Raw genomic sequence first — 23929 nt, 5'->3', positions numbered from 1 at the left:
GTGCGCCCGGCGGCGTCGGCATGCGGCACCGCGCGGGCAGACGGCGTCGCGCACACGCGCGGCACCATCCACGTGGAAGGGAGCCACGCCGATCATGCCGATCCACAATGCCGGGTGTGCGGCCGTGTTCGCCGAGATCGCCGACATGCTCGAGATCCAGGGCGCCAATCCGTTCCGGGTGCGCGCGTATCGCAACGCCGCGCGCACGATCGCCGATTACGGGCGCGATATCGCGACGATGATCGCGAACGGTGACGATCTCGGGAAGATTCCGTCGATCGGGCCCGATCTCGCGTCGAAGCTGCGCGAGATCGCCGCGACCGGCACCTGCGAACTCCAGCAAACGCTGCGTCACGCACTGCCGGGCGCGATCGTCGAACTGCTCGACGTGCCGGGGCTCGGCGCGAAACGCGTGAAAGCGCTGCATGACGCGCTGCACGTCGATTCGCTCGAACAGCTTCGCGCCGAGGCGAAGAGCGGGCACGTGCGTGAATTGCCCGGCTTCGGCGCGAAAACCGAAGCCCATCTGCTCGAAGCGATCGACGACCGGCTGCAACGCGAACCCCAACGCTTCCTGCTGCCGGATGCGGCGCACGCGCTGCTGCCGCTGCTCGAACGCCTGCGCGCGATTGCGGGTGTCGGCAAGGCCGTGCCGGCCGGCAGCTTCCGCCGCCGCCGCGAGACGGTCGGCGATCTCGACATCCTCGTCACCGCACGCGACCCGCAGGCCGTCGCCGACGCGTTCGTCGGCTACGGCGAGGTGGCGCGCGTGCTGGCGCACGGCAAGACGAAGTCGAGTGTCGTGCTCGCGAGCGGGTTGCAGGTCGACCTGCGCGTCGTCGATGCCGATGCGTTCGGCGCGGCGCTCGTCTACTTCACCGGATCGAAGGCGCACAACATCGCGTTGCGCAGGATCGCGCAGGCCGGCGGGCTGAAGATCAACGAATATGGCGTGTTTCGCGGCGACGAACGGATCGCCGGCGCGACCGAGGCGTCGGTGTACGCGGCGATCGGGCTGCACGAAGTCCCGCCCGAATTGCGCGAGGATCGTGGCGAGATCGACGCGGCGCGCGCGGGCGCGCTGCCGGCGCTGGTCGAGCGCAAGCATGTGCATGGCGACCTGCATGCGCATACCGACGCATCGGCCGGCCGCGACAGCTTGCGCGCGATGGCCGATGCGGCACGCGCGCGCGGATTCGCGTACCTGGCCATCACCGACCGGGCACCGGATGCCGGCGGCGGCCGCAACGGCTTCGACTGGCTTGCCCGGCAACTCGACGAGATCGACCGCCTGAACGCGTCGTTCGACGATTTCGTGCTGCTCAAGGGCGTGGAGGCCGGCATTCTCGAGGACGGCAGCCTCGACGTGCCCGACGCGTTGCTCGGCCGGCTCGATCTCGTGGTCGGTGCGGTACGCGACGGCTTCGAGTTGTCGCGCGATGCGCAGACCGCGCGCGTGCTGCACGCGATGGACCAGCCGCATTTCACGATTCTCGCGCACCCGACGGGCCGCGTGCTCGGCGAGCGCGCCGCATGCGAACTCGACGTGGCACGCGTGATCGCGCATGCCGCGGCGCGCGGCTGTTTCGTCGAACTCGATGCGCAGCCGCGGCGGCTCGACCTGCCGGACATCTGGTGCCGCGAGGCCGCGAAGGCCGGCGTGCCGGTGGCGATCGGCTCGGATGCGTGCAGCACGGACGAACTCGACAATCTCGCATACGGCGTCGATCAGGCGCGACGCGGCTGGCTGACGCGGCCCGACGTGCTGAACACGCGCACGCTCGCGCAATTGAGGCCGCTGCTTGCACGCACGATGGGAGCGGATGGCACATCCAGGCGCCGCGGCTCGAAGGGCGCATGAACGCGGCAGGCGGGCGCGAGCCGCCCGCCGTGCGAGAAGGCGGTCACGTCATGCCAGCACGCCGGCCGCCGGCACGTAGGGCAGGCCGAGCGCCAGCGCGACCGCTTCGTACGTGATATGCCCGTCGCACACGTTCAGGCCGGCGCGCAGATGCGGATCGTCGGTCATCGCCTGCTTCCAGCCCTTGTCGGCGAGTGCGAGTGCGTGCCCGAGCGTCGCGTTGTTCAGCGCGAAGGTCGACGTGCGCGCGACCGCGCCGGGCATGTTCGCGACGCAGTAGTGCACGACGCCGTCGACGACGAAGGTCGGGTCCGCGTGCGTCGTCGCATGCGAAGTCTCGAAGCATCCGCCCTGGTCGATCGCGACGTCGACGACGACCGCCCCCTTGCGCATCGTCGCGATCATGTCGCGCGTGACGAGCCGCGGCGCCGATGCGCCCGGCACGAGTACGGCGCCGATCACGACGTCGGCATCGCGCACGGCTTCGTCGATCGTGTGCGCGTTCGAGCAGACGGTCGCGATCCGGTTGGCGAACACGAGGTCGAGCTGGCGCAGCCGGTTCACGTTGGTGTCGAGCACGGTGACGCGCGCGCCTAGGCCGACCGCCATCTGCAACGCGCCGGTGCCCACCACGCCCGCGCCGAGCACGACGACATGCGCGGCCGGCACGCCGGGCACACCGGCCATCAGCAGGCCGCGCCCGCCGCGCGGGCTTTCGAGGTGGGTCGCCGCGACCTGGATCGACATGCGCCCGGCCACCTCGCTCATCGGCGCGAGCAGCGGCAGGCCGCCGCCCGGGCCCGTCACGGTTTCGTACGCGATGCAGACGGCGCCGGATTTCACGAGTGCCGCGGCCTGTCCGGGATCGGGCGCGAGATGCAGGTACGTGTAGAGGATCTGCCCGCGCCGCAGCATCGCGCATTCCGCCGGCTGCGGCTCCTTGACCTTGATGATCATGTCGGCACGCGCGAAGACTTCGTCGGCGCCGTCGCAGAGCGATGCACCCGCGGCCGTGTAGTCGTTGTCGAGCAGGCCGATCGCGGTGCCCGCGCCGCGCTGCACCAGCACGCGGTGGCCGTGCCGAGTGAGTTCGCGCGCGCCGGCCGGCGTGAGGCCGACACGGTATTCGTGGTTCTTGATCTCCTTCGGCACGCCGATCAGCATGAGTCGCCTCCATGGCCTTCGTTATCGTTGTCGTGCAGGTGCGCCGTGCGGCCGATCGCGCGGATGCGTATCGACCGCGGTACTGGAATAACAGGGTAGTAGTGCGGGGAGGGAAGTCAAGCGGCCGGCCCGGGCGCACTGCATTGCAACATCGGTCGTGGCGCATTGCGACCGGAGGTCGCAATGCGCGCGCTGCCGGGTTTCGGTATCGTCATGTGTGTCGCGGCCCGGGGCCGCGCGCCGGCGTTTTGCCGGCAGCACGTCGAGATAACGACACAACGAGACGAGGGCATTGACCGACATGACCGGGGCGTATTTCAGCGTGCCGACGCTTTGCGCGATCGCGCTCATTCACGTGTACTGGGCGTTGGGTGGGCGGCGCGGCAAGCGTGCGGCCATTCCGGAGCAGGACGGCGAGCCGCTGCTGCGGCCGACCGCCATCGGCACGCTCGCCGTCGCGGCGGCATTGCTGGGCGGTGCGTGCGTGGTTGCCGCGCGGGCCGGCTGGCTGGGGCCGAACCCGTATCCCGGCACGATCTCGTTCGCGGTCGTTGCGCTCGCATTGATCTTCGCGGTGCGGGCCGTCGGCGATTTCCGTTACGTCGGCTTCTTCAAGCGGATTCGCGGGTCGCGTTTCGCACGGATGGACACACTGTATTACTCGCCGCTGTGCGCGGCGCTGGCGCTGTCCATCGCATCGATGTTCTGGCCGCGGTGACCGCGCGTCTCAGCGTGCAGGCGCGTCCCGCTCCGTAAGGTATTCGGCCGGCACGGCATCCGTCAGCCATACGCCGTTTTCGGCGACGAAGAACGTGTGGCCCTGCCGATGCATGCGCTGCGCATCGACCTCGAGAATCACGGGCACGCCGTAGCGCGTGCCGACGGCCAGCGCGGTCCGGATGTCCGGCGACAGATGCACGTGATGACGGGCGCCGGGTATCAGCCCTTGCGTCCGAATCGAATCCAGGAAGCGCGTCGCGGTGCCGTGATAAAGACGCTCGGGCGGTTGCGCGGCCGGATAGCGGCGCTGCACGACGGGCGTCGAATGGCCTTGTACCGCGCGGATGCGTCGGCCGTCGTCGGAGAGCGCGAAGCGCTGCTTGTCGTTGGTCGCGCAGACGGTTTCGAGCGTCGCGCGATCGATGGGATGCCCCAGGCGGGCGATGCCGGCGATCAGTTCGTCGATGTCGGCCCAGCCTTCCGGGTCGAGCCGCAGCCCGATCGTTTGCGGCGCGTGGCGCAGCAGGTAGCTGAGGGTTCGGCTGATGCGGGTCGCGTCGGCCGCCGGCAGTTCATTCTTCTGTGGTCTCATGAGACGCGGAGGCTACCAGAGCACGATGCGAACCGGCACCCACGGGTGCGCCGCGTGGCTGGAAAGCCACAGCCTTCCGCGAAACCCGACACACGACAATCCTTTCCCTGACGCCCGTGTCGGCGGGTAATCGCGCGAATCCTTTCGCGTTCCTGCTTCTGGATTTTTCAATTGTTGCGATTTTCGATGCATTGAATTGCATTGGCGTACCTTTGAATGGAACCGGTTCCATATATAATTCGCGGCACTTGTCGCCGGGCCCGAAAGAGGGTCGTGCACGTTGCGCTTGCTGTCGGCAAACGCGACGTCTAAGTTGAATGAGGGTCATGAGCGATGAGGGGCAGATGCAGGCAGATGCCGGTATTTGTCAGACGATAGGGCTCACAAAGAAGCCGATCCGTGCAGCGCAGCCTGAACCGGCGCGATGCGCGGCCGCATGAAGGCGCTGCCGCGCATTGCACGGGCGGCGCCTGCATCGAGGTTGTTCGCAACAGACGAAAGAACAGGACGGCCAGCCGGTTGCGGCAAGGCTGCCATGCCGGACATGCCGCATGCGGAGTGCGCGCGTCCGGGCCCCGAGATCCCCAACGATCAACATCCGACCATGTCCACGCCACCTGACAAACCCAACTCGCGCCGCCGTTTCCTGCGCACGTCGGTCGCGCTCGTGCCGATCGCGTCGGTCGCCGGCTGCGACCTGCGCTCGTCGTCGCCTTCCGCGACGACCGGCAACGCGCCCGGTGCATCGGCCAGCGCCGAACGCGCCCCGTACAAGCCGACCTTCTTCGATGCGAAGGAATGGGCGTTCGTCCAGGCCGCCGTCGACCGGCTGATTCCGGCCGACGCCGAAGGCCCCGGCGCGCTCGAATCGGGCGTGCCCGAATTCATCGACCGCCAGATGGAGACGCCGTATGCGCACGGCGCGACCTGGTACATGCAGGGGCCGTTTCAGCAAGGCGTGCCCGAGCTTGGCTACCAGTTGAAGCTGGTGCCGCGCGACATCTACCGGCTCGGTATCGCGGCGGTCAACCGCTATTGCGAGAAGACCCACGGCAAGGCGTTCGCAGATCTCGACGCGCCGACGCGCGACGCCGTGCTCGGCGCGCTGGAGAAGGGCGGCGCGCAGATCGACGACGTGCCGCCCGGCGTGTTCTTCGGCCAGTTGCTGCAGAACACGCGCGAAGGCTATTTCTGCGATCCGGTGCATGGCGGCAATCACGACATGGCCGCGTGGAAGATGATCGGTTTTCCCGGCGCACGCGCGGACTTCATGGATTTCGTCAACCAGAGCGGCAAGCCCTATCCGTACGGCCCCGTCTCGATCAACGGGGAGCGCAGCTGATGGCCGCAGAGAAAAAACCGCATGTCGATGCGGTGATCGTCGGCTTCGGCTGGACCGGCGCGATTCTCGCGAAGGAACTGACCGAAGCGGGCTTGAACGTGGTCGCGCTCGAGCGCGGCGAGTATCGCGACACCTATCCGGACGGCGCGTATCCGAACACGATCGACGAACTGACCTACAACATTCGCAAGAAGCTGTTCCTCGACCTGTCGAAGACGACGGTGTCGATCCGCCACGGGCTGCAGGACACCGCGCTGCCGTACCGGCAGCTCGCCGCGTTCCTGCCGGGTGAAGGCGTGGGCGGCGCGGGCCTGCACTGGTCGGGCGTGCATTTCCGGATCACGCCGGAAGAGCTGCGCCTGCGCAGCCACTATGAAGAGCGCTACGGCAAGAAGTTCATCCCCGAAGGGATGACGATCCAGGACACCGGCGTGACCTACGACGAGCTCGAGCCGCATTTCGATTTCGCGGAGAAGGTGTTCGGCACGTCGGGGCAGGCGTACAAGGTCGGCGGCAAGGTGGTCGGCGACGGCAACGTGTTCGAGGCGAACCGCAGCGACAACTTCCCGCTGCCCGCGCAGCTCAACACGTATTCGGCGCAGCGCTTCTCCGATGCAGCGAAGTCGCTCGGCCTGCATCCGTACCGGCTGCCGTCGGCGAACACGTCGGGCCCGTACACGAACCCGTACGGCGTACAGATGGGCCCGTGCAACTTCTGCGGCTACTGCAGCGGTTACGCGTGCTACATGTACTCGAAGGCGTCGCCGAACCTGAACATCCTGCCCGCGCTGAAGCAGGCGCCGAACTTCGAGCTGCGCTCGAAGTGCCACGTGCTGCGCGTCGACCTCGACGACACGAAGAAGCGCGCGACGGGCGTGACCTATGTCGACCCGGCCGGGCGTGAAGTGCACCAGCCGGCCGATCTCGTGATCGTGGCCGCGTTCCAGTACCACAACGTGCACCTGCTGCTGCTGTCGGGCATCGGCAAGCCGTACGACCCGATCTCGGGCGAAGGCGTGGTGGGTCGCAATTTCGCGTACCAGAACCTGTCGACGATCAAGGCGTTCTTCGACAAGGACACCTATACGAATCCATTCATCGGCGCGGGCGGCAACGGCGTCGCGGTGGACGATTTCAACGCGGACAACTTCGACCACGGCCCGCTCGGCTTCGTCGGCGGCTCGCCGCTGTGGGTGAACCAGGCCGGCGTGAAGCCGATCAGCGGCATCGCGACGCCGCCCGGTACGCCGCAGTGGGGCTCGGCGTGGAAGAAGGCGGTCAAGGACAACTACGCGCACACGATCTCGATGGACGCGCACGGCACCAACATGTCGTATCGCGACGTGTACCTCGACCTCGATCCGACCTATCGCGATTCGTACGGCCAGCCGCTGCTGCGGATGACCTTCGACTGGAAGGACAACGACATCAAGATGGCGCAGTACGTGACCGGGCAGATGAAGAAGATCGCGGAGGCGATGGGGCCGAAGGCGATCGGCGTGTCGACGCGCGAGTTCGGCAAGCACTTCGATTCGCGCGCGTACCAGACGACCCACCTCGTCGGCGGCGCGATCATGGGCACCGACCCGAAGACGAGCGTGCTGAACCGCTACCTGCAGTGCTGGGACGTGCACAACGTGTTCGTGATGGGCGCATCGGCGCTGCCGCAGGGCATCGGCTACAACCCGACCGGGATCATCGCGGCGCTGGCCTACTGGTCGGCACGTGCGATCCGCGAGCAATACCTGAAAAATCCCGCTCCGCTGGTGACCGTATGAAGAGGACGATGAACCACAACGTCGCGCGCCGGATGTCGCGCGCGCTGGCGGCCGGCGCGGCCTGGGCCGCGCTCGGCTTCGCAGGCTCGACGGCGTTCGCGCAGCCGGCTGCGCCTGCGGCGGCTTCCGGCCCGGCGACTGCAACTGCGGCCCGATCCGCCGACGCGAACCTGATCAAGCGCGGCGAATACCTCGCGCGCGCGGGCGACTGTATCGCGTGCCATACCGCGAGCGGCGGCAAGCCGTTCGCGGGCGGGCTGAAATTCGACACGCCGATCGGCGGCATCTATTCGACGAACATCACGCCGGACCCGAAGACGGGCCTCGGCGGCTGGACTTACGAGGACTTCACGCGCGCGGTGCGCGAAGGCGTGCGCAAGAACGGCGACTCGATGTATCCGGCCATGCCGTTCCCGTCGTACGCGCGCCTGACCGACGACGACATGAAGGCGCTGTACGCGTACTTCATGCACGGCGTCGCGCCCGTCGAGCACGAGAACCGTGCGGTCGACATCGTGTGGCCGCTGTCGATGCGCTGGCCGCTTACGATCTGGCGCAAGATGTTCGCCCCGACGCCGAAGCCGTTCGACGCGGCGCCGTACACCGATCCGGTGGTCGCGCGCGGCGCGTATCTCGTGCAGGGTCTCGGCCACTGCGGCGCGTGCCACACGCCGCGTGCGCCGACGATGCAGGAGCGCGGGCTGACCGACGCGGACGGCCCGGACTTCCTGGCCGGCGGTGCGGCGATCGACGGCTGGGTGCCGACGAGCCTGCGCGGCGAGCCGCGCACGGGCCTCGGCACGTGGAACGAAACCGAGATCGTGCAGTTCCTGAAGACGGGCCGCACGCTGCGCACGGCTGCATTCGGCGGGATGACGGACGTGGTCGGCCACAGCATGCAGCACATGACCGACGACGACCTGAACGCAATCGCGCGCTACCTGAAGACGCTGCCGCCGCGCGTGCAGGGCGAGCAGCCGCACGTGTACGACGCGGCGGCTGCCAAGGCCCTGCAGGCCGGCGATGCGAGCAAGCCGGGCGCGGCCGTCTATCGCGACAACTGCACGGCCTGCCACCGCAGCGACGGCCATGGCTACACGCGCGTGTTCCCGGCGCTCGCCGGCAACCCGGTCGTGCAGGGCGACGATCCGACCTCGCTGATCCACGTCGTGCTGGAAGGCAGCGCGCTGCAGGGCACGCGCACCGCGCCGTCGACGTTCACGATGCCGCCGTTCGGCTGGCGCCTGTCGGACCAGGAAGTCGCGGACGTGTCCAACTTCGTGCGCACGAGCTGGGGCAACACGGGGGCGCCGGTGACCGCCGCGCAGGTCGCGAAGGTGCGCAAGAGCGTGCCGTCGACCCGGCCCGAACCGCCGCCGGGCGCGCGGTTCCCGCAAGCGTCGCGCTGACGGGGGCGGCGGGGCGCCCGTCCCGCCTGTCCGATGTGCTTCAAGGCGCCGCGCGATCCGCGCGGTGCCTTTCGATTCGCCGGGGTTGTACCCCGCCAAGGCGCGCCGCCGCGTGAATTTTTCGCGGCGGCGCGCCATTCTTGCGCCTCATCCCTTATCCTTTCGTTCTTGAACCTTACTAAATCGTTACAAGAACTCGGGAGGGGGGATGCCTCATGACATCAGCCTGATTGCGTTGCTCGCGGCCGGTTTCGGTCTCGCGATGGTCTTCGGTTACTTCGCGTCGCTGCTGAAAATGCCGCCGCTCGTCGGCTATCTGCTCGCCGGGATCGTGATCGGCCCCGGCACGCCCGGTTTCGTCGGCGACCTGTCGCTCGCGCAGCAGCTCGCCGAAGTCGGCGTGATGCTGCTGATGTTCGGCGTCGGCCTGCATTTCTCGCTCGGCGATCTGCTCGCGGTGCGCAAGATCGCGCTGCCGGGGGCCATCGTCCAGATCACGGTGGCCACGCTGCTCGGCGGCGGCCTCGCGCTCACCTGGGGCTGGAGCGTCGGTGCGGCGCTCGTGTTCGGGCTCGCGCTGTCGGTGGCGAGTACCGTCGTGCTGCTGCGTGCGCTCGAAGGGCGCGGGCTCGTCGAGACGGTCAACGGGCGCATCGCGGTCGGCTGGCTCGTCGTCGAGGATCTCGTGATGGTGCTCGTGCTCGTGCTGCTGCCGCCCGTCGCGGGGCTGCTCGGCGGCACGCCGCCCGGCGACGCGCACGCGGCCGGCGGCAGCGTGTGGGGCACGCTCGGTGTCACGATGCTGAAGGTCGCGGCGTTCATCGCATTGATGCTGGTGGTCGGCAAGCGCGTGTTCCCGCGCATTCTGTGGCTCGTCGCGCGCACGGGCTCGCGCGAGCTGTTCACGCTGTGCATGATCGCGGCCGCGGTCGGCATCGCGTTCGGCGCGGCGAAGCTGTTCGACGTGTCGTTCGCGCTCGGCGCGTTCTTCGCCGGGATGATGATGCGCGAGTCGGAGTTCAGCCGGCGCGCGGCCGACGAGACGCTGCCGCTGCGCGATGCGTTCTCGGTGCTGTTCTTCATTTCGGTCGGGATGCTGTTCGACCCGAAGATCCTGCTCGCGGAGCCGCTGCACGTGATCGAGGTCGCGGCGATCGTGGTGATCGGCAAGACGCTTGCGGCGGTCGCGCTCGTGATCGCATTCCGCTATCCGCTGAATACCGCGCTGACGGTCGGCGCGGGCCTCGCGCAGATCGGCGAATTCTCGTTCATCCTCGCGGGGCTCGGCCGTGCGCTCGGGCTGCTGTCGGCCGAGGGGCAGAGCCTGATCCTCGCGGTCGCGCTGATCTCGATCGCGATGAACACGCTGCTGTTCGCGATGATCGATCCGGCGCTTGCGTGGATCCGCAAGCATTCGGCGTTCGCGCGCAAGCTCGAGGCGCGCGACGATCCGCTCGCCGCGTTGCCGATGTCGACGCCGCAGACGCATCTCACCGGGCAGGTCGTGATCGTCGGCTACGGCAAGGTCGGCACGCGGATCGCCCATGCGCTCGACGAGCGCGGCATCGCGTACGTCGTCGTCGAGCAGAATCGCGAGCTCGTCGAGAAATTGCGCGCGGAAGGCGTTGCCGCCGTGTCGGGCGATGCGATCGAGCCGATCGTGCTCGTGCAGGCGCATATCGCGCGCGCCGGGATGCTGGTCGTCACGCTGCCCGACGTGTTCGACGTACGGCAGATCGTCGAGATCTCGCGCACGCTCAACCCGGCGCTCGAGGTCGTGCTGTGCACGAACAGCGGCGACGAGGCCGCGCTGCTGTCGAACGAGGGTATCGGCACCGTGTTCATGGGCGAGACCGAACTCGCGCGCGGGATGACCGAGCATGTGCTCGGCAGGATGGCGAAGCCGGTCGCGGCCGCGCATTGACGGCGCACGGCAGCGCGCCGGGCGGCCCACGCAGCCGCCGGCGCCGCCTGCTTCGGTTTCAGTAGAACGTCTCGAGCGTCAGCTCCTGCGCCATCACGCGATTGCCGGCCAGCAGGCCGCCGTCGACGGGCAGCGCGACGCCCGTGATGATCCGCGCCGCAGGCGAGCACAGGAACAGCGCGGCCTGCGCGACGTCGTCCGGCGTCGCGAAATCGTCGAGCGGATACCACTTCCTCAATTGCTCGAACACCTGCGGGTTGCGCTGCACGCGCGCTTCCCACGCGGGCGTCTTCACGGTGCCCGGCAGCACGATGTTCGCGCGCACGCCGTCGCGGCCGAATTCGATCGCGAGCGATTTCGTGTAGCTGATCAACCCGGCCTTCGCCGCGCTGTACGCCGGATGCCCGAGCGCATGCACGCCGTTGACCGAACCGATGATCGCGATTGCGCCGCGCCCGCGTGCGCGCATGCCGGGCAGCACGGCTTCGACGCTCATGTAGGTGGCCGTCAGGTTCGCGTCGAGATCCGTGCGCCAGGTGGCGGGCGTCGTGTCGCGCAGCGTGGTCGACGCGGCCGTGCCCGCGTTGGCGACGAGCACGTCGGCCTGCGGATGCGATTCGAGCGTCGATTGCAGCCGCTCGGCGTCGGTCAGGTCGTCGACGACCGGCGTTACGTGCGCGTCGCCGAGCGTATCGATGAAGCGGTCGAGCGCCGCGCGGTCGCGATCGAGCGCGAGCACGCGGTCGCCGGCGGCGAGGAAGATGCGGCACAGCGCCTGGCCGATGCCGCCGGCGGCGCCCGTCACGAGGGTGGTGCGTGTCATGTCGGCTCCTTGTGCCGGCTCACAGGCCGAGCGCGGCGCGCGCCTGCTTTTCGTTGTCGCGCGTGATCAGCGTGCCGGACGTCAGCACGAGCGGCGGTGGCGCTTGGTTCTTCGTGATCCAGTCGTACATGTCGATGCTCGTCTGGTAGCCGTGCTGGCGCGGATTCAGCAGGATCGAGCCGTAGAAGCCCGTCGGCTTCGGCTTCGCGAATTCGTTGAGCGCGATCTGGCTGCCGTTGATGCCGACCGCGACCATCGCGTCCGCGCCGATGCCGCGCCCCTCGGCGGCGCGCACCGCGCCGACCGTCGTGTCGTCGTTCGAGCCGAACGCGACCCAGCGCTTGAAATTCGCATGCTTGGTGAGCGCGATGTTCGCCGCGTTGAACGCGCCTTCGGTGTCGGCCGTCATTTCTGGCGCATCGATCACGTTCGCGGCCGGGAAGCCGGCGGCCTTGAGCGCATCGACCGCGCCGGTCGTGCGTTCGCGTGCGGTCGGCAACTGGTCGTACGCGATCCGGATGATGCCGACCTCGGCCGGGTTCCAGCCGCGCCGCTTCGTCTCGTCCGCGATCGCCTGGCCGACCTGCTGGCCGATCTTGTACGCGGAGATGCCCATGTGCGGCACGCCCTGGAGCGGTGCACCGCGGCCGTCGACGAGCTGGTCGTCGACCGACATCAGCTTGATCCCCGCGCGCTTCGCCTTAGCCGCGATGCCGGGGCCGAGTTTCACGTCGGGTGCGCAGATGATCACGCCCTGTGCCTTTTGCGCGGCGAGGCTGTCGAGCGCGGTCGATACCTTTTCGCCGCTCGGCGTCGCGATCTTGATCAGCGTGAAATGCTTTTCCTTCGCCGCCTGGTCGGCGAAGCGCCATTCGTCCTGGAACCACGGATCGTCCGGCTGTTTGACGAGGAAGCCGATTTTCACGTCGGCGGGGTCGGCGGCATGGGCGGGTACCCCGCCGACCAGTGCCGCGCTCGCGATGGCCAGTGCGAGCGTCTTCCAGTGGAATCGCATGCGTCTCTCTCCTTTTTTGTAGTCGCGCGCACGGGCAGGGCTGCCCGACACGCGGAAAAATTGTAGGAGGAGCGAGCGGGAACGCTCAAATGATGCGCGGCGTTCCTAGAAAGTGGGACAGTGCCCGATGGCGGGGAAATGCGTGGCGGCCGGGGGCCGCCGGTGTGCCGCGCGCGCCGGCGGGCGCCGTGTCGCGAGGACGTGCCGCGCTCATCCGGCCGCGGTGGCCGGCTGCGCCGGGACTTTCGACGGCGCGGCAGTCTTCAGCGGTGCGGCGGTTTTCGGTGCCGCAGCCGTCCTGGTTTGCGCAGCCGCTTGCGGCGCGGCCACCGTCTTCTGCGGCGCGGCGGGCTTCGCCGGCGGCGTTTTCTCGGGCTCGACCGGCGCGTCGGGCGGCACGCCGAGCAGTTGCAGCGACCCGCTCGTGACCGACGCGAACACCGGGCCGGCCACCGTGCCGCCGTAGTAGCCCTTGCCGCGCGGCTCGTCGATCATCACCGCGACGATCAGGCGCGGGTTGCTCATCGGCGCCATCCCCGCGAACAGCGCGCGGTACTTGCCCTTCGCATAGGTCGCGCCGACCTGCTTGCGCGCGGTACCGGTCTTGCCGCCGATCCGGTAGCCGTCGACGCGCGCGCGGCGGCCCGTACCGCCTTCGCCGACCGCCATTTCGAGCATCGAGCGGATCGACGCGGCCGTTTGCGGCGACGTCACGCGGTGGCCGCGATGCGCGTCGATCGTTTGCTGGTCGGTGCCGTTCTTCAGCAGCGACACCGGGTGCAGCGTGCCGTCGCCGGCATAGGCCGTATAGGTTTGTGCGATCTGCAGCAGCGACATCGACAGGCCGTAGCCGTATGCCATCGTCGCCTGCTCGATCGGCCGCCAGCGCTTGTAGCCGCGCAGCCGGCCCGACGCGACGCCCGGGAACGTCAGTTCCGGCGCGCGGCCGATCCCGTATTCCTGGTACTTGTTCCAGATCGTTTCGGCGGGCAGGTTCAGCGCGAGCTTCGCGAGCGCGACGTTGCTCGACTTCTGCAGTGCCTGCGAGACCGTCAGCGAGCCGTGGTTCGACGTGTCGTGGATCACGGCCGGGCCGATCTTGTAGGTGCCCGGCGACGTGTTGATGATCGTGTTCGGCGTGACCTTGCGTTCGTCGATCGACAGCGCGACGACGAGCGGCTTGATCGTCGAGCCCGGTTCGAACGTGTCGATCACCGCGCGGTTGCGCAACTGCTGGCCGGTGAGGCGCGCGCGGTCGTTCGGGTCGAAGGTCGGGTAGTTCGCCAGCGCGAGGATCTCGCCGTTCTGCGCGTCGAGCACCACGACGCTGCCGGCCACCGCGTTGTTCTCGATCACGGCCGCCTTGAGCTGGCTGAACGCGAGCTGCTGGATGCGGCGGTCGATCGTCAGCTCGATCGTCGCGCCATGCTGCGCCGGGACGAGCGGGCGCGTGTCCGACACGATGCGGCCGAGCCGGTCGCGGATCACCTCGCGCTGCCCGGACGTGCCCGACAGGCGCGCATTCGCCGCGAGCTCCACGCCTTCCTGGCCCTTGTCCTCGACGTTCGTGAAGCCGACCACGTGCGCGGCCGATTCGCCTTCCGGGTAGAAGCGCTTCGAATCGGCGATCTGCGTGATGCCGTCGATCGCGAGCTTGTCGAGCCTGCCTGCGGTGTCGGCGTCGACCTGCCGCTTGAGCAGCACGAACGTCTTGTCGTTGCCGAGGCGCCGCTTGACCTCGACGAGCGGCATGTCGAGCAGCTTCGAGATCTGCGGGTAGTCGGTGTCGGCGACCTGCTTCGGGTTCGCCCAGATTTCATAGGTCGACAGGCTGACGGCGAGCATCGCGCCGTTGCGGTCGACGATGCGCCCGCGCGTCGCGTCGAGCTCGATCGTGCGCTGGTAGCGTTTCTGGCCCTGGCCGACGTAGAACTCCTTGTTCGCGACCTGCACCCAGAACGCGCGGCCGATCAGCGCGGCGAACGCGAGGAACACGATGATCACGATCAGCTTCGAGCGCCACATTGGCAGGCGCGACGCGAGCATCGGGTTCTTGGTCGCGGCCGCGTACGGATCGGCGGGGTGGGTCTTCTTTTTCACGCTCATGCAATGGCCGGGTCGGGCCGCCGGAGGGCGGCGAGTCAGTCTGAATAATGCGATTGTAATAAATGAGTAAACGCCGTGTGGGGAAAGTATGTTCCGGCCCCGTGAAAAGCCGCAAATCGGCGATCCGGCAAAGGGCGGAACAGGGCGTACGAAAAGAGGGCGGAAGCGGAGCTTCACCGACGCAGCAGGCGATTGAAGGCGGCCGATTCTGCGCGTATCGATCCGCTCACACGATCTCCTGGACAATCGATGCCGACCGCTCCCCCAGCGCGCGGTCAATTGCCCGGCTCGCGATTATTTATTTGCACCAGAAAATGAAAACGCCCCGAAAAGGGGCGCCGCTAATACTGAATATCGAAATGAATATCACTGAAACCGGAATAAACCCGAAAACCGCAGACGAATTACGTCGATCATTTCTACCGGGTGACGGAAATGAATTCCCGGTATTCCGGCTCGCTCGTGCAGCGATCGACCGCCTGCAGCCGCCATGCACCGGGGTGATTGCCGGCGAGTACGGCGGAGCCCTGTTCGCGCTGGGTCGCACCGAACGACAGTCCCTTCAACTGGCACACGGCATTCCCGCCATCAGCCGCGCAGAGCGCCATCGCACCCTCGACGTCGCGGACCTTGCCCCAGGCCGGAAGATCGATGCCCTGATGTGCCTCGCGCGACCACAGTCCTTCGTCGGTGTCGACCCACAGTACCGCGAACGAGTTTCGGGTTGCTGATTCGCTGCCATTAATCCGAATGGTGAGGCGCATTGTGATCGTCTCCAAAAAATGAACATTCGACCGTTTTGACTTGATCAGTCTAGATAGACTGGTGTGAAACGCAAGTGATAATCCTCAATAAATCCGAATTGAGTTCATTGCGGTTTCAGATGAAACGACGTCTGACGATTCATGGTTATTCCGGCAGCGCGCGCAGGCACACGCCTAACGGCGATCGCGGCGCCGATCAGGGCCCGGTCGATCTTCGAGACATGGGATGACATCGCCGCGAGGCGCGTCGATCTGTCGCGCGCGACCGGCCGCGGAAACCGGGCCGGCCGACGCGGTTCCGCCATGCCGGAGGGTGGCGCGACCGGAAGTTGCGGCGTTCCGACTGCATTGCTGGACGACAGACTCCGACAATCGCATACAAATCGGCACACTTTCACGAAACTTTCGGGACAGACTTGCCTGCGGTCGGGCCCCACACTGAGATATTCCCGATCCAGTGCCGCGGACGCCCGTCCTCGGCGGCTGCCGCCGCCTCGTGCCAGAGACGCGATCGACGCGATCGCGGGCCGCACGCCCGATCGGGACTGCCGGGGCGCGCGTCAGGCCCCGGCCCGGCCGGTGAGCCGTGCGCAGCCCGCAACCGCGGGCGCCGCGCCGCCCGGCCGATTCTTCGAAGGAGACTATCGTGCTGATCTGGAAAACCGCGTTGTCGCTCAACTGGCGGACGAGCCTCGTGTCGCCGGCCAGCGCACCGGTCGCGGCGGCGAACGTCGGGCGGCTGGTGCTGACCGGCGCAACCGGCTTCATCGGCAGTACCGTCCTGACGGCGCTCGTCAATGCGGGGCTGCTCGACCGCATCGTCTGCGTCGTGCGCGCGCAGGATCGCGGCCATGCCGTCGCGCGGCTGCGCGAAGCGGCGCTGCGCGCGGGGCTGGCGCCGTACTGGGCGTCGCGCCTGACCGACGCGAACGTGATCGTCGGTGCGCTCGGCGACGTGTGGCAGGGCGCCGACGCACCGCGCCTCGCCGCCGCGACGCACGTGATTCACTGCGCCGGCCATGCGTCGCCGGCCGACGGCGCGCACCTGCGGGCCGACATCGCCGATGCGGTGCGCTTCGCCGAGCGTTTTGCACGGGCGCCGCGCCTGCTGCGCTTCGTCTACGTCGGCACGGCCTACGCGCATGCGGGCCGTGGCGGGATCGTGCAGGAAGAGGCGGCGGGCGACGCGGCGAACGACGTCGCGCGCGACGAAGAAGGCCTGCCGGGCGCGGTGCTCGCCGCGGACTACCTGCACGCGAAGGCGGAGACCGAGCAGCGCCTGCGTGCGCTGGGGCTGCCGCTCGTCGTGGTGCGGCCGTCGCATGTGGTCGGCCACACGGTGCTCGGTACGCGGCCCGCGCCGAATTCGTTCTGGATGTTCCGGCTGGCGCATGCCGCACGCCGCTTCACCGCGCGACCGATGACGCGCATCGATATCGTGTCGGTCGACGACGTGGCGCGCGCGACGATGCTGCTGGCCGTCAAGCCGACGCTCGCACACGACCTGTATCACGTGTCGGCCGGCGACGAGGCGCCGCAGGTCGCGCAGATCGTGCGTGCGATGGACGAGGCGGCGGGGATGACCGGCGCACCGCGCTACGCGGCGTGTGCGCCGGCCGAATTGCCGCTCGTGGTGCGCGACGTGCTCGGGCGAACCGATCCGGCACTCGAGCGCGTGATCGGCCGGGCGTTGCAGCGCTGCGGGGAATTCGCGACGGTCGATCGCGTGTTCGACAACCGTCGCGTGCGCGACGAAATCGATTTCGAGCCGCTGCCGTTCATCGATTACGTCGAGGAATGCATGCGCACGTCGCGCGGCGTGGCCGTGACCGAGCTGATGCGCGGCGCAGTGCATTGACCGCCCGCGCCGCACCGGCCCCCGTTCCCGCGGCTGGCGGGAACGGGGGCCGTCATCACGTGTTGCCGCCGAGCTCGATGAGCCGGTCGAGCGCGCGATAGATGTCTTCGAGGCCGTCCTCGCCGAACCGAGATTCGAGCTGCCGGTACTGCTCGTCGATCCGCGGGCCGATTTCCGTGACCAGTTTCCTGCTTTGCGGCGTCAGGCTCACCAGCAGCCGGCGCTGATCTTCCTGCGCGCGCGTGCGCGTGATCAGGCCGTCGCGCTCCATCCGTTCCAGCACGCCCGTGAGGCTCGGGCTCAGGATGCAGCAGCGCCGCGCGATCTGTCCCGCTTCGAGCGCTTGCGCCGGTTCGCCGTCGAGCACGCGGATGATCCGCCATTGCTGTTCGGTCAGCGCGAATTCCTTGAGAATGGGGCGGAACAGACCCATCAGCGTTTCGCGGGCCTCGAGCAGCAGCATGGCCAGGTTGCGATGGTCGAGCGTACGGTTCATCGGGGTGAGCAGTGGACGGGGACGCATCAATCTTAACAGCCGAAAGGCGTGAATTTCGCGTATCAGGGTAATCGAGGTTGCCAGCGTTCGATTGTTTACTTAAGATGTTAAGTATTGACGATGCGCCGCGACGCGCGGCAGGGGAATGACGCATGGAGCTGTCTTGCATGACCGCCGCGGCGCCGCCGTTGCCGGTCGCCATCGGTACCGTCTACGGTGCGCTGCTCAACGAGCGTGCGGCGCTCGACGCGCTCGGCGATGCCGTGAACGCACCGCCTTATGGCCGCCCGCCGCAGGCGCCGATCCTGTACATCAAGCCCGCCAACACGCATGCGGCCGACGGCGCGACCGTCGTCGTGCCGGCCGGCGTCGACTCCCTGGAGATCGGCGCGTCGGTGGCCGTCGTGTTCGCCCGGCGCGCGACGCGCGTGCCGGCCGCGCTGGCGCTCGACTACCTTCACGGCTTCACGCTCGCCAGCGACGTGTCGGTCCCCCATCCCGACTACTACCGTCCCGCCGTGCGCTTCAAGTGCCGCGACGGGTTCTGCCCGATGGGCCCGGCCATCGTGCCGGCCGCCGCGCTTGGCAATGTCGACACGATCGGCCTGACCGTGCGGATCGACGGCGAGGTGGCCGTGTCCGCCTCGACGGCCACGCTGATCCGCTCCGTGCGCGAACTGATCGCCGACGTGACGGCCTTCATGTCGTTCGACGCGGGAGATGTGTTGCTGCTCGGCGTCGCGGGCGGCGCACCGCGCGCCCGCGCGGGCAGCACCGTCGAGATCGCCGCCGCCGGCATCGGTACCTTGCGGCACACGCTGATCGCGGAGGAAACACGATGAAGATGGCACGCGTGATCTACAACGGCGCATTGCATGCGGCCGAACCGGCCGGCGACGGCGCGATCCGTCTCGATACGGGGCGGGTCGTTGCCGAGGACGCGGTTGCGTGGCTGCCGCCCGTCGCGCCGCGCACCACGTTCGCGCTCGGCCTCAACTACGCCGACCATGCGAAGGAGCTCGCGTTCAAGGCGCCGAGCGAACCGCTGATCTTCCTGAAGGGGCCGAACACGTTCATCGGCCACCGGTCGCGCACCGTGCGCCCGGCGGACGCCACCCACATGCATTACGAGTGCGAGCTGGCCGTCGTGATCGGCCGGCCCGCGCGCAACGTGAGCCGCGCGCAGGCGCTCGACTACGTGGCCGGATATACGGTCGCGAACGACTACGCGATCCGCGACTATCTCGAGAACTACTACCGTCCGAACCTGCGCGTGAAGAACCGCGACACCTGCACGCCGCTCGGGCCGTGGTTCGTCAGCCGCGACGAGATCGGCGATGCGGGCGACCTGACGCTGCGCACGACGGTGAACGGCCGGGAGACGCAGCGCGGCAGCACGCGCGACATGATCTTCGACGTGCCGGCGTTGATCGAGCACATCAGCGGTTTCATGACGCTCTCGCCGGGCGACCTGATCCTGACCGGTACGCCCGAGGGGCTGGCGGACACGAAGCCGGGCGACGAGGTCGTGACCGAGATCGAAGGGATCGGCCGGCTCGTGAACACGATCGTCGGCGAAGCAGACTACTATCGCGCCGGCTGAGCCCGTCGCCCAAGGAGAGAGCATGACCATCAAGCACTGGATCGACGGCCGCGAAGTCGAGAGCCGCGAGACGTTCACGACGCTGAATCCCGCGACGGGGGAAGTCATCACCGACGTCGCATCGGGCGGCGAGGCCGAAGTCGATGCGGCCGTGCGCGCCGCGAAGGAAGCCTTCCCGAAATGGGCGAACACGCCCGCCAAGGAGCGCGCGAAGCTGATGCGCAAGCTCGGCGAGCTGATCGAGAAGAACGTGCCGATGCTCGCGGCGCTGGAGACGCAGGACACCGGCCTGCCGATCGCACAGACGAGCAAGCAGCTGATACCGCGCGCGTCCGAGAACTTCAACTTCTTCGCGGAAGTGTGCGTGCAGATGAACGGCCGCACCTATCCGGTCGACGATCAGATGCTGAACTACACGCTGTACCAGCCGGTCGGCGTGTGCGCGCTGGTGTCGCCGTGGAACGTGCCGTTCATGACCGCGACGTGGAAGACGGCGCCGTGCCTCGCGCTCGGCAACACGGCCGTGCTGAAGATGTCGGAGCTGTCGCCGCTGACGGCCGACCAGCTCGGCCGCCTCGCGCTCGAAGCCGGCATCCCGCCGGGCGTGCTCAACGTCGTGCAGGGTTACGGCGCGACGGCCGGCGACGCGCTGGTGCGCCATCCGGACGTGCGTGCGGTGTCGTTTACCGGCGGTACGGTGACCGGCAAGCGGATCATGGAGCGTGCGGGCCTGAAGAAGTATTCGATGGAACTCGGCGGCAAGTCGCCGGTGCTGATCTTCGACGACGCCGATTTCGACCGCGCGCTCGACGCGTCGCTGTTCACGATCTTCTCGATCAACGGCGAACGCTGCACGGCCGGCTCGCGGATCTTCGTGCAGCGCACGATCTACGACCGCTTCGTGCAGGAATTCGCGCGCCGCGCGAACAACCTGGTGGTCGGCGATCCGTCCGATCCGGCCACGAACCTCGGCGCGATGATCACGCGCCAGCACTGGGAAAAGGTGACGGGCTATATCCGCATCGGCGAACAGGAAGGCGCGCGTGTGGTTGCGGGCGGCGCAGACAAGCCGGCGGGCTTGCCCGACCACCTGCGCAACGGCAACTTCGTGCGGCCGACCGTGCTGGCCGACGTCGACAACCGGATGCGCGTCGCACAGGAAGAAATCTTCGGGCCGGTCGCGTGCCTGATTCCGTTCGAGGACGAGGAAGAAGGGCTGCGGCTCGCGAACGACACGTCGTACGGCCTTGCGTCGTACATCTGGACGCAGGATGTCGGCAAGGTGCATCGCCTCGCGCGCGGCATCGAGGCCGGGATGGTGTTCGTGAACAGCCAGAACGTACGCGACCTGCGCCAGCCGTTCGGCGGCGTGAAGGAATCGGGCACCGGGCGCGAGGGCGGCGAATACAGCTTCGAGGTGTTCGCGGAGATCAAGAACGTGTGCATCTCGATGGGTTCGCACCACATTCCGCGCTGGGGCGTGTGACGGGCGCGGGACGTCTGCAGCACGAAAGAACCAAACGGAGACTTGAACGATGGGCAAACTGTCCCTCGCCGCGAAAATCACGCACGTGCCGTCGATGTACCTGTCGGAATTGCCCGGCAGGCATCACGGCTGCCGCGAGGCGGCGATCCGCGGCCATCAACTGATCGGCGAGCGCTGCCGCGCGCTCGGCGTCGACACGATCGTCGTGTCGGACGTGCACTGGCTCGTCAACGCCGGTTATCACGTGAACTGCAATGCGCGATTCGCGGGCACGTACACGAGCAACGAGCTGCCGCATTTCATCCGCGACATGGAGTATGCGTATCCGGGCAACCCGGCGCTCGGCCGGCTGATCGCCGAGACGGCCAGCGCGCGCGGCGTCGCGACGCGCGCACACGAGATCGACAGCCTCGAACTCGAATACGGCACGCTCGTGCCGATGCGTTACATGAACGCCGACCAGCACTTCAAGGTCGTGTCGATCGCCGGCTGGTGCATGTGGCATCAGCTCGACGAAAGCCGGCGCTTCGGCGAGGCGCTGCTCGAGGCGATAGAAAAGAGCGATTCGAACGTCGCATTCCTCGCGAGCGGCTCGCTGTCGCACCGCTTCAACGACAACGGCAGCCCCGAGGATTCGATCCACCAGATCAGCCGCGAATTCTTCCGGCAGGTCGACCTGCGCGTGGTCGAGCTGTGGAAGCAGGGCGATTTCAAGACCTTCTGCGCGATGCTGCCCGAGTACAACACGCATTGCCACGGCGAAGGCGGGATGCACGACACGGCGATGCTGCTCGGCCTGCTCGGCTGGGATCGCTACGATAAACCCGTCGAGATCGTCACCGACTATTTCGCGAGTTCGGGTACCGGGCAGATCAATGCGATCTTTCCGGTGGCCTGAGCACCGCGCCACGCACTCGACTGGAGACCCGCCATGCCACATATCGTCGTCGAATACACCGCGAACATCCGCGACGACGCACGCATTCCCGCGCTGCTGCGCACGATCAACGCGACGCTGATCGCGCAGGGCGGCGTGTTCCCGACGGGCGGCATCCGCTCGCGCGCGATCGAACTGCAGGACTACTGCGTAGCCGACGGCACGGAAGACGATGCGTTCGTGCACGTGACGCTGAAGATCGGCTCGGGCCGCAGCGACGCGCAGAAAAAGGCCGCGTGCGACGCGCTGTTCGACGCGATCAAGGCGCATTTCGCGGAACTGTACGCGAAACGGTACCTCGCGCTGTCGATGGAACTGACCGAGTTCAGCGAAAGCGGCTCGTACAAGCACAACAACATCCACGCCCGCTACAAGCGGGCCGGCTGAACCCCATTCCCGATCCGACCATGCTCGAAACCGCCCTCATCGACCAGCTCGCGCAGCGTCTGCACGACGCCGAGCGCGAGCGCAAGCAGATCCGCCAGATCTCGCTCGACCATCCCGACATCACGATCGACGACGCGTATGCGATCCAGCGCGCGTGGGTCGCCCTCAAGCTCGCGGAAGGCCGCACGCTGAAGGGCCACAAGATCGGCCTCACGTCGAAGGCGATGCAGAACACGTCGCAGATCGACGAACCCGACTACGGCGCGCTGCTCGACGACATGTTCTTTGCCGACGGCGGCACGATCCCCACCGGGCGCTTCATCGTGCCGCGCGTCGAAGTCGAACTTGCGTTCGTGCTCGGCAAGCGGCTCACCGGCCCGGACTGCACGATCTTCGACGTGTACGACGCAGTCGACTACGTGGTGCCCGCGCTCGAGATCATCGACGCGCGCAGCCAGTCGATCGACCCCGATACGAAACGGCCGCGCAAGGTGTTCGACACGATCGCCGACAACGCGGCGAACGCGGGCGTGGTGATCGGCGGGCGGCCCGTGAAGCCGCAGGACGTCGACCTGCGGTGGGTCGCAGCGATCATGTCGCGTAACGGCGTGGTCGAGGAAACGGGCGTCGCGGCCGGCGTGCTGAACCATCCGGCGAACGGCGTCGCGTGGCTCGCGAACCGGCTGGCCCGCTTCGACGTCGTGCTGGAGCCGGGGCAGATCGTGCTCGGCGGTTCGTTCACGCGGCCGTGCGCGGCGCGGCCGGGCGACACGTTCAGCGTGGACTACGGTCCGCTCGGGACGATCCAGTGCTACTTCGAGTGAGGTGAGCGAACGATGCAGATTCCGACGAATGTCTTCAAGGCCGCGCTCGCGCGCGGCGACGCGCAGGTCGGGCTGTGGCTCGGGCTCGCCAATCCGTACAGCGCGGAAGTGGTCGCGGGCGCCGGTTTCGACTGGCTGCTGATCGACGGCGAGCATGCGCCGAATACGGTGCCGACGATTCTTGCGCAGTTGCAGGCGATCGCGCCGTATCCGTCGCATCCGGTCGTGCGCGTACCGTGGAACGATCCGGTGATCGTCAAGCAGGTGCTCGATCTCGGTGTGCAGACGTTGCTCGTGCCGATGGTGCAGAGCGCCGACGAGGCGCGTGCGGCGGTGGCCGCGACGCGCTATCCGCCGCGCGGGATTCGCGGCGTGGGCAGCGCGCTGGCGCGTGCGTCGCGGTGGAATCGCGTCGGCGATTACCTGCATCGCGCGAACGACGAGATGGCCGTGCTCGTGCAGGTCGAGACACGCGCGGGGCTCGACGCGATCGATGCGATAACGCGGGTCGAGGGCGTGGATGGCGTGTTCATCGGGCCGGCGGATCTCGCGGCCGATCTCGGGCACCTCGGCCATCCGGGGCACCCGGACGTTCAGGCCGCGATCGATGGCGCGATCCGGGCGATCAAGGCGGCCGGCAAGGCGCCGGGCATTCTCAGCGCGGATGAGGCGTCCGCGCGGCGTTATCTGGAAGCGGGAGCACTGTTCGTCGCGGTCGGGGTCGATACGACGTTGCTGGCGAGGAGTGCGGAGCGGTTGGTGGGGCAGTTCAAGGGGAAAGGGGGCGAGGCGGTCAAGAAGGGGGACGGGACGTATTGAACCGGTTTCCGACGGCACGGT

General features: G+C 67.9%; 21 protein-coding genes. 14 read left to right on the top strand and 7 right to left on the bottom strand.

The window, feature by feature from the left end:
* The first annotated feature begins 94 nt into the window (after positions 1 to 94).
* Complete coding sequence (gene polX / locus E9536_RS01220) at positions 95 to 1861, top strand: DNA polymerase/3'-5' exonuclease PolX (RefSeq protein ID WP_124531395.1); 1767 nt, start codon at positions 95 to 97, stop codon at positions 1859 to 1861.
* A gap of 48 nt (positions 1862 to 1909) precedes the next feature.
* Here the strand turns inward: polX and ald are convergent, their stop codons facing one another.
* The gene (gene ald, locus E9536_RS01215) at positions 1910 to 3025 is read right to left on the bottom strand and encodes an alanine dehydrogenase (protein ID WP_060207496.1); all 1116 of its coding nucleotides are present in this window, start codon (positions 3023 to 3025) and stop codon (positions 1910 to 1912) included.
* 301 nt (positions 3026 to 3326) lie between these two features.
* On the opposite strand from ald, the gene E9536_RS01210 reads away from it, so the two are divergent.
* The gene (locus E9536_RS01210) at positions 3327 to 3743 is read left to right on the top strand and encodes a DUF3995 domain-containing protein (protein WP_027791422.1); all 417 of its coding nucleotides are present in this window, start codon (positions 3327 to 3329) and stop codon (positions 3741 to 3743) included.
* A gap of 9 nt (positions 3744 to 3752) precedes the next feature.
* Here the strand turns inward: E9536_RS01210 and E9536_RS01205 are convergent, their stop codons facing one another.
* The gene (locus E9536_RS01205; RefSeq protein WP_136469125.1) at positions 3753 to 4337 is read right to left on the bottom strand and encodes an RNA 2'-phosphotransferase; all 585 of its coding nucleotides are present in this window, start codon (positions 4335 to 4337) and stop codon (positions 3753 to 3755) included.
* Positions 4338 to 4941: 604 nt separating this feature from the next.
* Here E9536_RS01205 and E9536_RS01195 point away from each other — a divergent pair.
* The 4 genes from E9536_RS01195 to E9536_RS01180 all read left to right on the top strand — a co-directional run bounded on the left by E9536_RS01195 (position 4942) and on the right by E9536_RS01180 (position 10790).
* Positions 4942 to 5679, top strand: a complete 738-nt coding sequence (locus E9536_RS01195) for a gluconate 2-dehydrogenase subunit 3 family protein (RefSeq protein WP_124544733.1) — start codon at positions 4942 to 4944, stop codon at positions 5677 to 5679.
* Positions 5679 to 7457, top strand: coding sequence for a GMC family oxidoreductase (locus tag E9536_RS01190; RefSeq protein ID WP_021163240.1), 1779 nt, complete (start codon positions 5679 to 5681; stop codon positions 7455 to 7457). The genes E9536_RS01195 and E9536_RS01190 overlap by 1 nt, the downstream gene beginning before the upstream one ends.
* Positions 7454 to 8866, top strand: a complete 1413-nt coding sequence (locus tag E9536_RS01185) for a cytochrome c (protein WP_136469124.1) — start codon at positions 7454 to 7456, stop codon at positions 8864 to 8866. The genes E9536_RS01190 and E9536_RS01185 overlap by 4 nt, the downstream gene beginning before the upstream one ends.
* 208 nt (positions 8867 to 9074) lie before the next feature.
* A complete protein-coding gene (locus E9536_RS01180) occupies positions 9075 to 10790 on the top strand; it encodes a cation:proton antiporter (RefSeq protein WP_021164046.1) in 1716 nt (571 codons plus the stop codon).
* 58 nt (positions 10791 to 10848) lie between these two features.
* On the opposite strand, the gene E9536_RS01175 is transcribed toward E9536_RS01180, so the two are convergent.
* The 4 genes from E9536_RS01175 to E9536_RS01160 form a co-directional block, all read right to left on the bottom strand.
* A complete protein-coding gene (locus E9536_RS01175) occupies positions 10849 to 11613 on the bottom strand; it encodes an SDR family oxidoreductase (RefSeq protein ID WP_136469123.1) in 765 nt (254 codons plus the stop codon).
* Between the two features lie 19 nt (positions 11614 to 11632).
* Positions 11633 to 12628, bottom strand: a complete 996-nt coding sequence (locus E9536_RS01170; RefSeq protein ID WP_027791427.1) for an arabinose ABC transporter substrate-binding protein — start codon at positions 12626 to 12628, stop codon at positions 11633 to 11635.
* 210 nt (positions 12629 to 12838) lie between these two features.
* A complete protein-coding gene (locus E9536_RS01165; RefSeq protein ID WP_027791428.1) occupies positions 12839 to 14734 on the bottom strand; it encodes a penicillin-binding protein 2 in 1896 nt (631 codons plus the stop codon).
* 419 nt (positions 14735 to 15153) lie between these two features.
* The gene (locus tag E9536_RS01160) at positions 15154 to 15498 is read right to left on the bottom strand and encodes a DUF3564 family protein (protein ID WP_027791429.1); all 345 of its coding nucleotides are present in this window, start codon (positions 15496 to 15498) and stop codon (positions 15154 to 15156) included.
* A 646-nt stretch (positions 15499 to 16144) separates the two neighbouring features.
* On the opposite strand from E9536_RS01160, the gene E9536_RS01155 reads away from it, so the two are divergent.
* Positions 16145 to 17356, top strand: a complete 1212-nt coding sequence (locus tag E9536_RS01155) for an SDR family oxidoreductase (protein ID WP_021164053.1) — start codon at positions 16145 to 16147, stop codon at positions 17354 to 17356.
* 55 nt (positions 17357 to 17411) lie between these two features.
* Here E9536_RS01155 and hpaR read toward each other — a convergent pair whose 3' ends face one another.
* Positions 17412 to 17852: a homoprotocatechuate degradation operon regulator HpaR gene (hpaR, locus tag E9536_RS01150; protein WP_021164054.1), complete on the bottom strand. Its 441-nt coding sequence runs from the start codon at positions 17850 to 17852 to the stop codon at positions 17412 to 17414.
* A gap of 152 nt (positions 17853 to 18004) precedes the next feature.
* Here hpaR and E9536_RS01145 point away from each other — a divergent pair, with 152 nt between their 5' ends.
* The 7 genes from E9536_RS01145 to hpaI are packed head-to-tail and all read left to right on the top strand — an operon-like array spanning position 18005 to position 23908.
* The gene (locus E9536_RS01145) at positions 18005 to 18694 is read left to right on the top strand and encodes a fumarylacetoacetate hydrolase family protein (RefSeq protein ID WP_136469122.1); all 690 of its coding nucleotides are present in this window, start codon (positions 18005 to 18007) and stop codon (positions 18692 to 18694) included.
* Positions 18691 to 19455, top strand: coding sequence for a fumarylacetoacetate hydrolase family protein (locus E9536_RS01140; RefSeq protein ID WP_136469121.1), 765 nt, complete (start codon positions 18691 to 18693; stop codon positions 19453 to 19455). The genes E9536_RS01145 and E9536_RS01140 overlap by 4 nt, the downstream gene beginning before the upstream one ends.
* A gap of 22 nt (positions 19456 to 19477) precedes the next feature.
* The gene (gene hpaE, locus E9536_RS01135) at positions 19478 to 20941 is read left to right on the top strand and encodes a 5-carboxymethyl-2-hydroxymuconate semialdehyde dehydrogenase (RefSeq protein WP_059696297.1); all 1464 of its coding nucleotides are present in this window, start codon (positions 19478 to 19480) and stop codon (positions 20939 to 20941) included.
* 49 nt (positions 20942 to 20990) lie between these two features.
* Entirely contained in the window at positions 20991 to 21839 is an 849-nt protein-coding gene (gene hpaD / locus E9536_RS01130; protein WP_060372080.1) for a 3,4-dihydroxyphenylacetate 2,3-dioxygenase, read from the top strand.
* Between the two features lie 33 nt (positions 21840 to 21872).
* Positions 21873 to 22265, top strand: a complete 393-nt coding sequence (locus E9536_RS01125) for a 5-carboxymethyl-2-hydroxymuconate Delta-isomerase (protein WP_027791434.1) — start codon at positions 21873 to 21875, stop codon at positions 22263 to 22265.
* A gap of 20 nt (positions 22266 to 22285) precedes the next feature.
* Positions 22286 to 23089 carry a 2-oxo-hept-4-ene-1,7-dioate hydratase gene (gene hpaH, locus E9536_RS01120; RefSeq protein WP_136469120.1) on the top strand — a complete coding sequence of 268 codons (804 nt, stop codon included), beginning with the start codon at positions 22286 to 22288 and terminating at the stop codon, positions 23087 to 23089.
* Positions 23090 to 23101: 12 nt separating this feature from the next.
* Positions 23102 to 23908 carry a 4-hydroxy-2-oxoheptanedioate aldolase gene (gene hpaI / locus E9536_RS01115; RefSeq protein ID WP_136469119.1) on the top strand — a complete coding sequence of 269 codons (807 nt, stop codon included), beginning with the start codon at positions 23102 to 23104 and terminating at the stop codon, positions 23906 to 23908.
* Positions 23909 to 23929: the final 21 nt, after the last annotated feature.

The sequence above is a fragment of the Burkholderia sp. LS-044 genome (assembly GCF_004803625.1).
GTDB classification, from domain to species: domain Bacteria; phylum Pseudomonadota; class Gammaproteobacteria; order Burkholderiales; family Burkholderiaceae; genus Burkholderia; species Burkholderia cepacia.
This window is presented reverse-complemented; position numbering and strand designations above follow the sequence as displayed.

What these genes read in the sequence shown, in the direction of transcription:
- E9536_RS01210 (WP_027791422.1), top strand. Translation starts at nt 3,327, where the DNA reads ATGACCGGGGCGTATTTCAGCGTGCCGACGCTTTGCGCGATCGCGCTC.
- ald (WP_060207496.1), bottom strand. Translation starts at nt 3,025, where the DNA reads ATGCTGATCGGCGTGCCGAAGGAGATCAAGAACCACGAATACCGTGTC.
- polX (WP_124531395.1), top strand. Translation starts at nt 95, where the DNA reads ATGCCGATCCACAATGCCGGGTGTGCGGCCGTGTTCGCCGAGATCGCC.
- hpaE (WP_059696297.1), top strand. Translation starts at nt 19,478, where the DNA reads ATGACCATCAAGCACTGGATCGACGGCCGCGAAGTCGAGAGCCGCGAG.
- E9536_RS01175 (WP_136469123.1), bottom strand. Translation starts at nt 11,613, where the DNA reads ATGACACGCACCACCCTCGTGACGGGCGCCGCCGGCGGCATCGGCCAG.
- hpaD (WP_060372080.1), top strand. Translation starts at nt 20,991, where the DNA reads ATGGGCAAACTGTCCCTCGCCGCGAAAATCACGCACGTGCCGTCGATG.
- E9536_RS01190 (WP_021163240.1), top strand. Translation starts at nt 5,679, where the DNA reads ATGGCCGCAGAGAAAAAACCGCATGTCGATGCGGTGATCGTCGGCTTC.
- E9536_RS01170 (WP_027791427.1), bottom strand. Translation starts at nt 12,628, where the DNA reads ATGCGATTCCACTGGAAGACGCTCGCACTGGCCATCGCGAGCGCGGCA.
- E9536_RS01180 (WP_021164046.1), top strand. Translation starts at nt 9,075, where the DNA reads ATGCCTCATGACATCAGCCTGATTGCGTTGCTCGCGGCCGGTTTCGGT.
- hpaI (WP_136469119.1), top strand. Translation starts at nt 23,102, where the DNA reads ATGCAGATTCCGACGAATGTCTTCAAGGCCGCGCTCGCGCGCGGCGAC.
- E9536_RS01160 (WP_027791429.1), bottom strand. Translation starts at nt 15,498, where the DNA reads ATGCGCCTCACCATTCGGATTAATGGCAGCGAATCAGCAACCCGAAAC.
- E9536_RS01205 (WP_136469125.1), bottom strand. Translation starts at nt 4,337, where the DNA reads ATGAGACCACAGAAGAATGAACTGCCGGCGGCCGACGCGACCCGCATC.
- E9536_RS01165 (WP_027791428.1), bottom strand. Translation starts at nt 14,734, where the DNA reads ATGAGCGTGAAAAAGAAGACCCACCCCGCCGATCCGTACGCGGCCGCG.
- hpaH (WP_136469120.1), top strand. Translation starts at nt 22,286, where the DNA reads ATGCTCGAAACCGCCCTCATCGACCAGCTCGCGCAGCGTCTGCACGAC.
- E9536_RS01195 (WP_124544733.1), top strand. Translation starts at nt 4,942, where the DNA reads ATGTCCACGCCACCTGACAAACCCAACTCGCGCCGCCGTTTCCTGCGC.
- hpaR (WP_021164054.1), bottom strand. Translation starts at nt 17,852, where the DNA reads ATGAACCGTACGCTCGACCATCGCAACCTGGCCATGCTGCTGCTCGAG.
- E9536_RS01140 (WP_136469121.1), top strand. Translation starts at nt 18,691, where the DNA reads ATGAAGATGGCACGCGTGATCTACAACGGCGCATTGCATGCGGCCGAA.
- E9536_RS01125 (WP_027791434.1), top strand. Translation starts at nt 21,873, where the DNA reads ATGCCACATATCGTCGTCGAATACACCGCGAACATCCGCGACGACGCA.
- E9536_RS01145 (WP_136469122.1), top strand. Translation starts at nt 18,005, where the DNA reads ATGGAGCTGTCTTGCATGACCGCCGCGGCGCCGCCGTTGCCGGTCGCC.
- E9536_RS01185 (WP_136469124.1), top strand. Translation starts at nt 7,454, where the DNA reads ATGAAGAGGACGATGAACCACAACGTCGCGCGCCGGATGTCGCGCGCG.